We start from the raw sequence: 12,361 nt of genomic DNA on the forward strand, positions 1-12,361 counted from the left end.
ATTGAAACGAGTGGCCCCTGATATTGCTCGACGCGGGAGCCGAAGCGGGGAGAGGCTAAACGTGGAGCCGACCGCCGCAGCCACAGTGGGTCCTCCCGCCTTCCGCCCGCAGCTCGCCACCGCGCCGTCGAGGGCGGGTCGGGTGGTCGCGCGGTGAAGCTGCTGCCTGGGGGGCCCGGCCCCGCGTATCGTGCTTTAGGTGACTGATTCGACCGTGACGGATAGGACTGAGATTCCGATCAGCGTCCTCGCCGAGCTGACCAGCGCTTTCGGCCTCGGAGAAGTGCAGGAAAAGCGCTACCTTGCCGACGGGCTGATGAACGCGAACTGGAAGGTTGACGCCCTGGCCGGGGTGTTCGCACTCAAGCGGGTCACCGATGTGTCGCTTGATCGGCTGGCTCGCAACCTTGGGGTACTGGCCTCGCTGGCTGCCGATGGTGTCCCGGTCAGTCCTCCCGTCCCCACCGGCTCCGGCTCCCTGGTGGCTGAGGTCGATGGCGGTGTCTGGTGCCTGTTCCCGTGGGCAGCTGGCACACACCTCCGGGGTATCGACCTCAGCCTGTCCCAGGCCACCTCCTTGGGCGCTCGCCTGGGGCACCTCCACGAGGGCCTCGGCCGGGCCTGCGATCGGGATCTGCTGCCCGTAGTGCCCGAAACGGTGACCGCTGACGTGACGACGCCGGAGCGGGGGGTGGAGAAGTCGGAGCGGCTGTCTGGAGCCGTGAGAGATAAGGGGATTGGCAGCACGTTCGACTCAGCGGCGTCGCTCGCCCTGGAGCAGCGGCGTGTGCTGATTGGTAGGCACGCCGACGACCGGCCACAGGGCGAGACCCCTGCGGGCCGCCACGGGTGGACGCACGGTGATGTCCAGTACCGGAATCTGCTGTGGGCGGGCGGTGATTTGGTCGCCATCCTTGACTGGGACCGGGTCGGTGTTCGTCCGTACGCCGAGGAGGTCGTGCGGACGGCCCAGGTGCAGTTCGGTGTGGACGGGGTGTTCGACCTCGGGCGGGTATCGGCATTCGTCCGTGGCTACGGGTCGGTGGTGCCGCTGGAGGCGTCGGCGCTGGTGGATGGTGCGCGCCGGTTGTGGTGGAAGCGGATGACGGACTTCTGGCAGCTGGAGTTCCACTACGACCGCGGTGATTCCTCGTTCGACGATCTCTTCACGGCGGACGAGGTGCTGCTGCACTGGTGGACGGAGCGGCTCGATCAGGTCGAGGACGCGCTCGCCGCAGGGTAGATCCCGAGGGCTTCGAGCTCTGGCAGTTTGGGGCGGGTAAGGCGTGCCGCGTGGTCTTGGGCTTGCTGGCCGAGGGCGTGATGTTCGGCGGTGTTGATGGCGTTCGCCCAGTCTCGTGGTCCTGCGCTGTGAGGCAGGACGATTCCGTGTGGGCCGATGGCTTCCGGGATGCCGCCTCTGTCGCTGCCGATGCTGGGGGTGCCGTGCAGCGCGGCTTCGACGATCACCCGGGGGAACGCGTCCTCCACCGTGGATGGCACCAGCAGCAGGCGATGGCTTCGGTAGAGAGCGTCCATGTCGTAGGTGCGAGGGACGTAGGCCACGTTCGGGTAGGCCGCGAAATCTTCGGCGTTGTGCCACCAGCCTTCGACCAGCGTGAAGTGCTGTTCGGGCATCATGCGGATGACCTTGTGCAGGAGGGCGGAACCCTTCGCCGGGATCGGGTTGACCATCAGCACCGACTCCGTCCGCTGCACGTTCGTACCCTGCGAGGGCTGCACGAACGGTGGGTGGAAGACGGCGAGACGCGTGCCGAGGTGGTGGCGTGCTTGGCTGAGTACGAACTTCGAAACGGCCAGGCCGTATTGGGGGCGTTTGGCCAGGACTCCGAGGCCGGTCTTCGATACGGAGTGCAGGATGCCTGCGACGAGTGCAGAAGGTCGGGCCTGTTCGGCGAGGTCGGCCGCGCCCTCTTGAGAGGTGAACACGACATCGGGGTGCAGGCCGGCCAGCAGCTCGTGCAGGGCGGTGCCGATCTGAAGCTGTGGTGAGGCGATGCAGTCCACTCCGTTCCAGCGGTAGCGGAGTACCCCCTTGGTCTCCTCGTATGGGGTCTGACGTGCATCGAGCAGGCTTCGTAGCTGGGGGAGTTGTGTGGTCTGGTCCCAGGGCGCCTGGTGAGAGCCCAGGTAGATGACCTGCCAGCCGGCGACCGCGAGTTCTTCGGCCAGGAGTTGCTGCGTAACTTCGGCGCCTCCGATGAGGAGTGGTGGTGGTGTGCGGCGCCAGGCGAAGAGGGCACTGGGCATGGGCGGGTCACCTGGTCCAGAACGAGACGAGGGCTTCCACTGCCTGAGCGATGCCGCACGGGCTGGTGTCGGCAGGGATCACGGTGACCTCTTGGGAAACAGGAGGCTGTGCGCGGGCGAGGAAGTAGTCGCGGGTGTGCGTGAGGAAGGCGGGCTCGTGCAGGAAATAGTCGGGCTCGGTGGCCATGTGCCCTGCGGTTTTGCGGCGCAGGCCGAGCACCTCGGCGGGCACGTCGAGGTAGAGCGTGTGATCGGGTCGCAGGTGGGGGAGCACCTGGAGCCGGTCGCGTAGCTGGTGCTGGACGGCGTAGCCGAACAGGACGTCGACGGCGTGCGCGTGAGCGAGGAGGGTGTCCACAGAGCGGTCGAGGATCACCACGGGCTTCGCGGCAGTGAGTGCCGTGTGGACGCGAGCCTCCTCGACGGCCATGAACGTCTCGAAGGCGGCGACCTGTTCGGCGACGGACGCGGTGCGCGCCGGGGGCACGGCGTCCCGACGGCCGATCTGCTTGACGTAGCAGTCCGCGATGTAGGCTCGCTCCCCGTAGCCGCGCCTGCGCAAGTGACGTACCGCCGTCGACTTTCCGGCGTAGGAGGGTCCTTCGATCGCGATGACCTTCACAGCGACTCCGTCCGGTAGAAGCGCTCCACGTACGTGCCCGAACTGTTCGGGAGGTCGGCGGCGGCGTGCCGGATGGGCCGGTACATCTTCCGGGCTGGGTACATCTGTGAGCCGTGCATCCGCAGGACGGTGCACTTATCGAGGACCACCGAGGTGATGTCGACCAGCGAAGGCACGAGCGCGGCCCGCGTTCGGGAGCGGAAGAGATGCTGGTCGCAGCCCGCGAGAGCGTAGGTGGACCAGAACGCCAGGTCCTCCCAGAACCACCGGCATCCGAGGCGGACAGCGGCGTCGTGCACCAGCAGGTGGTCGGGGTGGCGGGTGGCGGCGGCGGGGGCGAGGAGTTCGGCGTCCGGATGGGCGGCGACGATCGCGCGGAGTTCTTCCGTGATCTGCGCGAGGCGGCCTTCGTCGTAGGGGCGGTACGGAGGCTCCGCGTCCTTGTGGCCGAGGGCGAGGCGGGTTGCGGCGAACGGGGCCAGGGCGGCGGCACCTTCTCGATCGCGCAGGCGCGAGACCGCCGATTCCGTGCTGTAGGCGTCTTCCAGCGACGGGTGGACGCTGGTGGAGCGGGTGAAGACCGTGGCCACGGTGAGCGGGCGGGGGTGGGCGAGGAAGGTCCCGGAAGCCGACAGCGCGAAGTCGTCGTGGTGCGGTTCGAGCGCGAGAACGGGGCGGCCGGTCGGGCGGCGCAGCTCGATGAAGTAGGGCCAGCCGCTGTGCGGGGCCATCAGCTCGATGACCCTGTGGTCGTGGGCACGGTGGCGGGTGAAGAGCTGGTGGGTCCACTGGTGGTGGGCGTGGTCGAGGTCGTCGGGGAACGTGTAGATCCCCATCGCGTCCGGTACCGGCATGGGAACCGACGGTGCGGACGTGTCGGTGAGGGCGGTCGTGCCGTTCATCCGGGGCTCGTGACTCATCGGACGGTGGTCTCGTACCAGTGGCGCCACATGCGCGGGGAGCTGAGCCGAAGGCGGGCGGTGACCGGGTTCTGCCACCACAGCATTCGGAGGCTTGACCACTGGTCGTAGCGGCGGGTGGAGGGGCGTACCCGCAGGTCGTCCAGGATCTTGACCGGTGCGGCGGTGATGAGGCCGTGGGCGGTCAGGCGGGCAAAGAGGTCGACGTCCTCGCTCATGAGCAGGTCCTCGCGGTATCCGCCGATAGCCTTGAACGCGGCGGCGGTGGCGAACTGGGCGACTCCCTGCGCTCCGCCATGGCGGGCGCGGTAGTGGTCCCAGTACGCGCACAGCAGCCGCGCCCCGAGCCGGTCCGGCGTGTAGAGGGGCGGGATTGCTCCGCCGACGGCTCCGGCGTCCAGCGCGGATGCTGCCGCACTGATCGCTTCGGCGGGCAGGGCGACATCGGCGTCTGTGAAGAACAGCCGGGGGCTGTGCGCAGCGTTCGCGCCGGCATTGCGTACCCGGCCGATGCTGCGGACCGGCTCGCTGACCACGCGGACCCCGAATGTGGCGGCCATGTCGGCGGTGGCATCGGTGGAGGCGTTGTCGACCACGATGACTTCACCCCGCTCACCGCTCGCGGCCTCCCAGTGGGCGAGGGCCATGAGGACGGTGGGGAGATAGCGGGGTAGGTAGGCAGCTTCGTTGTGAGCGGGGATGACTACCGTCAGGCCAGGGGCGGTGCCGGTCATCGGACTCTCCTTCTCGCGTGCGGTGCGTGGGAGCGCCCCTGGTGGGGCCTGAACAAGTGGGGTGTCCGACGGGACAGTTCGGCCAACCGGTTGGACCAGATGGTCCGGTGGTTGCCGGGTCTGGCATGGGTCCAGCAGCTCACGGTGAGGAAGGCCGACCAAGCCGCGAGGTGGGTGTCGTTCAGGGCATGTGGATAGGCGCCGAGAAGGGCGTGTCGGTCCCATTGCGAGTGGGCGTCCGTCATGACGAGGGCGTGTGCCAGGTCCGCCTCCCGGCGTCCTGGCGCGGAGTCGGTGAAGTCGACCAGGTGACGGGATTGCCGGGTTCCGAAGAGGACCACGTTGTCGAGGTGGGGGTCGCCGTGGCACCACACGAGGGACGCCTCGTCGAGGGGGTCGGTGACGATGGCGAGGGCGCGTGCGAGCCGGTCGAGTACGTCGGAGGGGCAGCGTCGACTCAGGGAGGCGACTGTCTCGATCACGGGACGCCGAGGAGCGGTGGTGGAAACAGGTGCCCCGTGCATGCGGCCGAGGAGCGTGCCGAGGTCCCTTAGTGCCTGGAGGCGCGGGACGCTCCCCGAGCGCACGGCGGAGCCGAGGGTGCCGGGGCCCAAGTCGGAGGTGACCAGCGCGGTGGCGCCGGCACTGGAGGTGGTGCCGTAGCCGAGTACCCGCGGTACGGGCACGGCGGCCGAGACCGCACGAATCGCTGTGGCTTCGGTGAGGGCGTTCCGGCGTGCGGTGTGGGAGTAGAGCTTCACGATCACATTCGAGCCGACGGGGAGGGCGACTCGGTAGACGGCGGTACGGGAGCCGGTTACCAGGCGTTCGGCGGTTCTGACGGGGCTTCCCAGCAGCAGGTTGCAGGCACGCGAGACCATCGGCGGGATGGGCGCGGCGAGGGGTGAGGCGGTCATCGGAGCTCCGGTTGCTCGGGGGCGAAGCCCAGGGCGCGGACGTGGTGCATGGTGCGTCGCAAGTGCGTGCAGTACTCCCGGACTTCCTCGGTGCGGGGGCAGTCGGCCTGCCATGGCTTTTCGGGACCTACGAAGTGGATGAGGGGTGCGGAGGAGTCGGGGAGCGGGGAGCGGGCGACGACGCGTCGGGCCCAGTTGCCGCGTTCGAGGAACCGGCCGAGCTCGAAGCGGTTGTATCCGGGGCCGACCGGTCGAACGCGGCCAGCGTGGAGGAGCCAGAGGTTCAGGGCGTCCTGGTCGTTGTGATGGATGTGCCGGCGCAGCCGGACCAGCGCGTGGCCGACTCCTCGACGTACCCGCGGCAGGTCGACGACGTGGGCCCACAGCAGGCCGGCGTTGTAGTACGGCCTGCCCTTCAAGTGAGGCCAGCGTTCTGCGGCACCCGGCAAGGCGTGGCTATCGCCCACGGACGGGCCGAACTCGTCCCGCACAGCGCCCACGTCCCCCAGGCACAAGTCGTTCAGCGGTGCACTCAGGTCGCCTCGCACGAGAGTGTCGGCGTCGAGGTAGATCAGATACGGGCGTCGGACGAACGCGGCGGTGAACTCGAACCGCAGGTAGGTGGCGACGCTGATGTAGGAGGAGTCCGCCATCCGCGCGGTACGCAGCGGGGAGCGGTGGGCCAGGTCGAACGAGCGGAAGCCGACCCGTCGCGCCAGATGCGAGAGGAGCACGGCCTCGGACGGAGCCAGGTCGAGGGTGAGTACGCGCAGCGCCACGTCCCGGCGGGCTCGGGGAGTGAGGCTGTCGGCGAGGGCGGTGATGGCGGCCAGGCCGGGGACGAGGTAGCGCTGGTCGAGGCATAAGCCGAATGCGTACACAGCGGATTCGCCTTCCAGAGGCAGGGATGGAATGTCTGTGGGGGCGCTCACTACTCGTCTCGCTGGCGCTCCAACCGGGACGTGCGGGTCTCCAGTACGTGAAGGGAGTCGGGGTCGTCGGTCTCCCACTGGTGCGACATGCCGCCAGCCGGTCGACGCAGGACCCAGGTCCGCCCTTGCTTGATGTCGGTCACGATCGCCTGCGGTCCGGCGCCGTCCCGGACGAGATCGCCGATCTCCGCACGTACGCGACTCACTGGACGCTCGCAGGGACGAGGCGCCCCCACGGCGTCCAGCCGGCCGCCGCCTCGAAGAGGATCCGGCGACGGTTGTGCTGGCCGGGCGTGTGGCGGGAAGGACTGTTCGTCGCCTCGGCCAGGAATCCGCCACGATCGCGGATGAGGACGCCGAGTGCGGCGAACTGGGCGGCGTCGTCGGCGACGTGTGTGGCTCCGGCGACGACGATGCCGCGAACCAGGCCGGACGACAGAGCCCCCGTGATGGCCGACCAGCCCAACCGGGTGTCCAGGGGCACGGTGGGGTCGTCGTCGGACCAGACACCGGCGACGTGCCAGTGGCGTGCGTCGGAGTAGTGGCGAGCGCGAAGTTCGGCCTCGCGTACTGCAGGCGGCTCGACAGCGCAGGAGTAGACGGCGACGGGAACGTGTCCGAGGCCGCCGGACGAGGAGTTCGGCATGCTCTAAGCGTGCTGGGAGGACCCATCGCTCAACAGGCACGGGCCGTGACTACAGGTGAGGTTGGGGACCGGTCGAGCTGTCACACCCCGTACCTGCAGAGCCCGCAAGCGGCGTTCGGACTGCCACGGGGCGTGGCAGTCGGTGAACGCCTGACCGTCGAACTACCACGGGGCGTGATGGTGGGTGGTCAGCGCACACCCAAAGGGACGCCGGCCGCGTGCGCGAGGCCGCGAAGTCGGCCCACGGACACACCTGCCAGCCGCGAGATGATCACCCCGGGCAGCATCTGGTGCTGAACCCATCCCGGTGCCATGGTGGAGACCTCCTCCAGAGTGTCGGCAGCCCGGTCCCACCGGCGGCACTCCACATGGGTCAGGGCGACGTCGAGTCCGTAGCGGGCTCGGGTCGCGAGCGGGACCGTCTCGTCCAGGCGGACGGTGTCCATGAGCCGCAGCGCCCCCGCCGTATCGCCCAGGGCGACGGCGATGCTCATGGCCTGGGTGGCGGCGTACAGCGGACCGTATGGCTGGGCATGGCTGCCGCGCGCGTACTCGCTGCCGAGGCGGGCGCCGACCGCGTGGGCCTGGGACAGATACTCGCGTGCCGTGTCGGCGGAAGCACCGCCCCGCGACGCGGCCACGGCTGCATTGGTGACGAGCTGCCCGTACACCGACAGACGGTCGGGGTCATGCTCGGACATCCTGGGCTCGATCCGCTCCGCTCGGGCGGCGGCGAGCGCGAAGCCCTGCGCCGTACGCCCGTCACGGAGGTTCACCCACGCCGTCGTGGCGGCGAGGTGCGCCTCACGCAGGTCGTCCCCGGCCTGGACAGCGATCTGGCGCCCGTACGTGAGGGCGGCGTAGGCGAGGTCCCGCGATCCCCAGACGTTCGCGGCCATGCCCGCAGTCTGGAAGGCGTCAGCCAGCAGGCCGGCTGCGGCTTCTCTCTCGTCGATGCCAGCGGCGTCGTACCGAGCACGGGCCTCCGGCAGCAGGGTGCCGAGTTCGGTGTACCGGCCTGCCCAGTAGGCGGTGTCCGCGTGCTGGACGACGGCACGCAGCTCCGCGACGGTGCCAGGCTCGGAGCCGGAGAGGATGCCGATCGCGGCGTCGTGCGTGGCAGCCGAGAGAGTTCGCAAGGCCGCCCGCTCGTCACGATTCATCGAGCGGCGAGGTGCCTGCTGCCCGAGGAGTACCGCGATGTCGGTGCCGAGCGTGGAAGCGATGGCCAGCAGGGAGGGAAGAGAAGCGGTGCCGCCACGTTCCAGCTTCCGCACGACACCGACCGATACGTCGGCGGCCTCCGCCAGCTGCTCCTGCGTCATCCCGCTGCGGAGGGTCTTGAGGCGTTCAGCGGTGGTGTATTCCGACCATTGCATGGCAGTCACTCCCCGGGCCGTTCAAGCCAGGCTTGGACCGTACCCACTTCACCACAGGTGTGCGCACCCTTTGGGTGAGGGCGAGTTGGCGGGGCGGCTGGAATGTGCCTACAGGGTGAGGGCTGCGTTTACCCCGAGGAGCCGCTCCAGCTCGTCGACTGTCTCGTTCTCAGTCGTCGCGAGGACGGTAGTGATGCCGAGGGACTCAGCGGGCGGAAGGTTGACCGGGTGGTCGTCGACGAAAAAGCAGGCCGGCCCCGGCAGGCCGAGGCGGTCCAGGGTGAGCTGGTAGATCGCCGGGTCGGGCTTCGCGAGACCGACCACTTCCGAAACCACGTGGACGTCGAACAGGTCCCAAATACCCGCATGTGCATAAGGGTTGAACGGCTCCAGTCCGAAGCTGTTCGACAGGAGCGCCAGCCGGTATCCGGCGTCCTTTGCGGCGCGGGCGAGCGCGGCCATGCGCCGGGCTGGCGGTACGTTCGCCCAGGCGCGTCCCATCAGGTTCTCCGGCGCAACGTGCGCGCCGAGCAGGGCGGCAGTCCCCTCGTTCCACTCGGCCTGGCCGATGTGGCCGATCTCCAGGGCGGTGTACAGCCGCCGCCCCTCGGGGTGGTCGTTGAGCGTCGCCCGCCATGCTTCCGCGAGGAGCCCTTCGGACTCGCACCAGGCGCGGTGCACGGGGCGGGGGTCCCCGGTCAGGACTCCGGCGAAGTCCAGGATGAGCCCGCGCGGGGTCTCGTGGTGGGCGGGGTCCGTGGGCTGCGGCATGCTGCGGGGTTCCTCTCCGTCGACCTCAACGACGACGCTACCGCGAGGTGTTCCGCTCCTTCGGCGCCGTTCGTGTCGCCGGCTCTGCCGAACGAGTTGCACGGGGTGGCCGGGGCGGGCAAGTCTTGAGGATCGGAAGCGCTGCTCAGGCAGGCAGTCGCCCTTCGACGGCGGCCCAGCCGGCGCCGCCTCTTGCCGTCGAACCACGCTGTCCGGGCCAGAGCCGCCCGGCCGTACTTCGGAACTGCTGGCCCTTGACCATGACACCCGTGACCGCCTTGAGGCCAGCCTCCTCGGCCTCGCCCCCCAGGAGGAAGCACGGGCAACGAAGCGAACATTGGTATGGCGGAGACCGGTCGGAAACCGCAGAATCAGTGTCCGTCGGCCCGCACAATGCGTGCAGTGCATCTCCGAGAAAGGCACAACAGACTTTGGCCGGGACAGAACCAGAGACAGGTGAAGAAGCCCCGTCTCCTTCACCTGCGACCACGGAACGACTCGTGCGTAGAGTGCGCACGCCACTGGTTGCCGCCCTCGGGATTGTGCTGTCGGTGGTGGTCGCCTTCGCTTCTTGGGCATTCCTAAAGGCCAACGGCCCCTCCTACGACGACCTTGAGAAGCGTGCTTGGCTTGATACCGCTACCACGACCGCTTCCGTCCTCCTCGGAGTATCCGGGGTGATCTTGTCGTTGCTATGGGCAGCGAGCCGCTCCTTCGCCAGCGAGGCAGAAAGTGCACGTCGCCACGTAGAAGATCCCGACCTTCCCCACGTCCACGTCTATGGCGCTGAGTCGCGGGTCTACATCCAGCCCGGGGCGTCTCACGCAGGTGCCAAGGACGGCAATACCGCACCGCTCCTGGGCCCGGACGCGCAGTCGTCGACGCTGACCCAGATCTACTCCCACGGACTCGCCCAGGCCAAGGTCAGCTTCTTCGTCAGCATTGTCTTCGGCATGGTCGGTTCAGCGGTTCTTCTGACTGGGGTCGGACTGGCAATCGTGCACGCCGACAGCAACGGCAGCCGGTACGCAGCGATCGTGACGCAGACCGCTGGAGCAGTCATCGATCTTCTGGCAGGAGTCTTCTTCCTGCAGTCCAACCGCACGCGTCGAGACATGGGTGCGCAAGGCGTGATGCTCCGTGATGACGGCCGGTTCGACCGCCGGCTGAAGGCCGCCGGTGTGCTATCCGACAACATCAGCGAAGAACCCCTTCGCAACCAGGTGCGGGCCCAGATGGCTCTGCAACTTGTTGGTGGTCAACTAGTACTCCAGCTGTAGATCGTGATCTTCAAGTCTGGGATGCGGCTTGTCGCCGGTAATGGCTGGTGCGTGATCGCTCCTGATGGCGGCGGCGCCAGTCGGACCAGCCGAGCCGGTGGGCCGCGTCGTGGAGAGGCTGGACGACGAGGGTGATGAACAGGCGCTGGATCTCGTTGCAGGACAGCGGGACCAGGCCGTCGGGGGTGGGCCGTCGGGCGTGTTCGTCGGCGCGGACCACGGCCAGGAAGGCGTGGGCGAGCATCGCGAGGGTGACCCAGCGGCTCCAGGAGGGGTAGCGGCGGACCTGGTGCTCATCCAGGCCGGCCAGCCCTTTCTCACTCTGAAAGGTCTCCTCCACCCGCCATCTGGAGCCGGCGACCTTCACCAGGGTGGTCAGCGGCACCGGTTCGGGTGAGTAGCAGCGGTAGTAGGCGAGTTCACCGGTGGTGCGGTTGCGGCGGACCAGCAGCTGGCGGTGGCCCGGCGCCGGGTCGGCAAGATCGATGACAGCCCAGTCGTAGAAGCGCTGTCCCTTCGCGCCACGTCCGGCCGAGAGCTTCTGCCAGGCCCGCTCGGGCACCTTCTTCACCAGGGCATCGGCGCGGAACGTGCCTGCACCGGTGGTCATTTCAGCCGAGCAAGCCACCGCGAGCACATAGCCCAGGCCACGTTCCTCCAGGGCGGCTCGCAGCTTCGGGTTGCCGCCGTAGACCTCGTCCCCGGTGACCCAGCCCACATGGTGCCCGGCGTCCAGGAACCGTTCGATCATCATTCTGGCCAGTTCCGGCTTGGTCGCGAAGACGGTGTCCTCGCTGAGCCCCGCGGCCCGGCAGCGTTCCGGGTCGCACGTCCAGGAGCGCGGGAGGTACAGCTCCCGGTCCACCGCGGCGTGTCCCCGGGCGCCGGCGTAGAAGAGGTAGACGGCGACCTGGGAGTTCTCGATCCGCCCAGCCGTGCCGGTGTACTGGCGCTGAACCCCGACGGTGTGGGTGCCCTTCTTCAGGTCACCGGTTTCGTCGACGACCAGCACCGCGGCCTCGTCGTGGAGGTGCTCGACGACGTATTCGCGCACGTCGTCGCGGACCGCGTCGGCGTCCCAGGAGGCCCGGCACAGCAGGTGCTGCATGCCGTGCGGGGTCGCTTCCCCGGCCCACTCCGCGATCGTCCAGCAGTTCTTGCGCGGCAGGTCAGACAGCAGGCCCTTCACCAACCGCCCGGCCCGAAGGCGGGTTTCGACCCGGGCGAACCGGCCCGCGATCCGGCCCATGGCCACCTCGAACGCCTCCCGCCAACGGACGGGATCTATGCTGTGACCTGCGGCCACCGTCTGATCTTCTGTCTTCACACACCGATGATCACCGGTGGCCGCACCCGTTTCCGGACCAGCCCGGACCTGCGTGATTGGCTCGCGGGCGGCGAACTGTCGGAAATGAGGGCGACGGCCACCGACCCGCCTGACACGCTGGCGCACATGACCACGCCACTGACCGCGAGACAACGACTTGCCGCGCTTCACCGCTATGCGGCCGTGAACGGTGAGGACTTCACCGGCCAGAACCTTGCTTCCGCTCGCACGTTGCAGCTGCGGTTCACCCGCTGCTCGTTCATGGGGGCCGATCTACGCCACGCCACCCTGGACGGGTGCTGGTTTAAGTTCTGCGACTTCAGCGGTGCAGACCTGCGTGGGGCCTCACTGCGCGAGGTCAGCCTGGCCGGATGCGATCTACGGGGTGCTGACCTGCGCGACACCGATCTGACCGACACCAGGCTCGGAAGCGTGAACACCGGCATGCCCCCGCTCGGGCTGACCGACGTCACCGGGGCCCGGTTCGAGGGAGCGTCCCTGCGTAATGTTCAAGCGGAAGGCGTCATCGGGTGGCCACCCGGGCATGGCGCGAACGAGTAGG

The 12,361-nt window shown here is 68.6% G+C and carries 14 protein-coding genes; 3 read left to right on the forward strand and 11 right to left on the reverse strand.

The window, feature by feature from the left end; all coding sequences use genetic code 11:
* The first annotated feature begins 199 nt into the window (after window positions 1-199).
* Window positions 200-1,243 carry a phosphotransferase gene (locus tag OG413_RS36700; protein ID WP_266813078.1) on the forward strand — a complete coding sequence of 348 codons (1,044 nt, stop codon included), beginning with the start codon at window positions 200-202 and terminating at the stop codon, window positions 1,241-1,243.
* Here OG413_RS36700 and OG413_RS36705 read toward each other — a convergent pair.
* The 10 genes from OG413_RS36705 to OG413_RS36750 form a co-directional block, all read right to left on the reverse strand.
* On the reverse strand, window positions 1,213-2,271 hold the full coding sequence (locus OG413_RS36705; RefSeq protein WP_266813080.1) for a glycosyltransferase: 1,059 nt from the start codon (window positions 2,269-2,271) through the stop codon (window positions 1,213-1,215). The two genes, OG413_RS36700 and OG413_RS36705, sit on opposite strands and share 31 nt — an antisense overlap.
* 7 nt (window positions 2,272-2,278) lie before the next feature.
* On the reverse strand, window positions 2,279-2,893 hold the full coding sequence (locus OG413_RS36710; protein WP_266813082.1) for an AAA family ATPase: 615 nt from the start codon (window positions 2,891-2,893) through the stop codon (window positions 2,279-2,281).
* Window positions 2,890-3,747: a PIG-L deacetylase family protein gene (locus OG413_RS36715; RefSeq protein WP_266813314.1), complete on the reverse strand. Its 858-nt coding sequence runs from the start codon at window positions 3,745-3,747 to the stop codon at window positions 2,890-2,892. Before OG413_RS36715 ends, OG413_RS36710 begins: the two co-directional genes overlap by 4 nt.
* 62 nt (window positions 3,748-3,809) lie before the next feature.
* Window positions 3,810-4,547: a glycosyltransferase gene (locus OG413_RS36720; RefSeq protein WP_266813084.1), complete on the reverse strand. Its 738-nt coding sequence runs from the start codon at window positions 4,545-4,547 to the stop codon at window positions 3,810-3,812.
* On the reverse strand, window positions 4,544-5,464 hold the full coding sequence (locus tag OG413_RS36725) for a phosphotransferase family protein (RefSeq protein WP_266813086.1): 921 nt from the start codon (window positions 5,462-5,464) through the stop codon (window positions 4,544-4,546). Before OG413_RS36725 ends, OG413_RS36720 begins: the two co-directional genes overlap by 4 nt.
* The gene (locus OG413_RS36730) at window positions 5,461-6,345 is read right to left on the reverse strand and encodes a glycosyltransferase (RefSeq protein WP_266813088.1); all 885 of its coding nucleotides are present in this window, start codon (window positions 6,343-6,345) and stop codon (window positions 5,461-5,463) included. Before OG413_RS36730 ends, OG413_RS36725 begins: the two co-directional genes overlap by 4 nt.
* A 50-nt stretch (window positions 6,346-6,395) precedes the next feature.
* A complete protein-coding gene (locus OG413_RS36735) occupies window positions 6,396-6,602 on the reverse strand; it encodes a hypothetical protein (RefSeq protein ID WP_266813090.1) in 207 nt (68 codons plus the stop codon).
* The gene (locus OG413_RS36740; protein WP_266813092.1) at window positions 6,599-7,042 is read right to left on the reverse strand and encodes a hypothetical protein; all 444 of its coding nucleotides are present in this window, start codon (window positions 7,040-7,042) and stop codon (window positions 6,599-6,601) included. Before OG413_RS36740 ends, OG413_RS36735 begins: the two co-directional genes overlap by 4 nt.
* Window positions 7,043-7,230: 188 nt before the next feature.
* The gene (locus OG413_RS36745) at window positions 7,231-8,421 is read right to left on the reverse strand and encodes a helix-turn-helix domain-containing protein (RefSeq protein ID WP_266813094.1); all 1,191 of its coding nucleotides are present in this window, start codon (window positions 8,419-8,421) and stop codon (window positions 7,231-7,233) included.
* Window positions 8,422-8,529: 108 nt separating this feature from the next.
* Window positions 8,530-9,192, reverse strand: coding sequence for an HAD-IA family hydrolase (locus tag OG413_RS36750; RefSeq protein WP_266813095.1), 663 nt, complete (start codon window positions 9,190-9,192; stop codon window positions 8,530-8,532).
* Window positions 9,193-9,701: 509 nt separating this feature from the next.
* Here OG413_RS36750 and OG413_RS36755 point away from each other — a divergent pair.
* Window positions 9,702-10,472 (forward strand): hypothetical protein, encoded by a 771-nt coding sequence (locus tag OG413_RS36755; RefSeq protein WP_266813096.1) that lies wholly within the window; start codon window positions 9,702-9,704, stop codon window positions 10,470-10,472.
* Between the two features lie 10 nt (window positions 10,473-10,482).
* Here the strand turns inward: OG413_RS36755 and OG413_RS36760 are convergent, their stop codons facing one another.
* Entirely contained in the window at window positions 10,483-11,721 is a 1,239-nt protein-coding gene (locus tag OG413_RS36760; RefSeq protein ID WP_266813316.1) for an IS701 family transposase, read from the reverse strand.
* Window positions 11,722-11,805: 84 nt separating this feature from the next.
* Between OG413_RS36760 and OG413_RS36765 the strand changes: the two genes are divergently transcribed.
* Window positions 11,806-12,360, forward strand: a complete 555-nt coding sequence (locus OG413_RS36765) for a pentapeptide repeat-containing protein (RefSeq protein WP_266813098.1) — start codon at window positions 11,806-11,808, stop codon at window positions 12,358-12,360.
* Window position 12,361: the final 1 nt, after the last annotated feature.

Origin of the sequence: Streptomyces sp. NBC_01433 (genome assembly GCF_026340105.1) — a bacterium.
In the GTDB taxonomy this organism is placed as follows: domain Bacteria; phylum Actinomycetota; class Actinomycetes; order Streptomycetales; family Streptomycetaceae; genus Streptomyces.

Bases quoted from the DNA above. Each gene is read 5' to 3' on its own strand.
- OG413_RS36725 (WP_266813086.1), bottom strand. From the start codon at position 5,464: ATGACCGCCTCACCCCTCGCCGCGCCCATCCCGCCGATGGTCTCGCGT.
- OG413_RS36720 (WP_266813084.1), bottom strand. From the start codon at position 4,547: ATGACCGGCACCGCCCCTGGCCTGACGGTAGTCATCCCCGCTCACAAC.
- OG413_RS36765 (WP_266813098.1), top strand. From the start codon at position 11,806: ATGATCACCGGTGGCCGCACCCGTTTCCGGACCAGCCCGGACCTGCGT.
- OG413_RS36760 (WP_266813316.1), bottom strand. From the start codon at position 11,721: ATGGGCCGGATCGCGGGCCGGTTCGCCCGGGTCGAAACCCGCCTTCGG.
- OG413_RS36750 (WP_266813095.1), bottom strand. From the start codon at position 9,192: ATGCCGCAGCCCACGGACCCCGCCCACCACGAGACCCCGCGCGGGCTC.
- OG413_RS36740 (WP_266813092.1), bottom strand. From the start codon at position 7,042: ATGCCGAACTCCTCGTCCGGCGGCCTCGGACACGTTCCCGTCGCCGTC.
- OG413_RS36705 (WP_266813080.1), bottom strand. From the start codon at position 2,271: ATGCCCAGTGCCCTCTTCGCCTGGCGCCGCACACCACCACCACTCCTC.
- OG413_RS36745 (WP_266813094.1), bottom strand. From the start codon at position 8,421: ATGCAATGGTCGGAATACACCACCGCTGAACGCCTCAAGACCCTCCGC.
- OG413_RS36715 (WP_266813314.1), bottom strand. From the start codon at position 3,747: ATGCCGGTACCGGACGCGATGGGGATCTACACGTTCCCCGACGACCTC.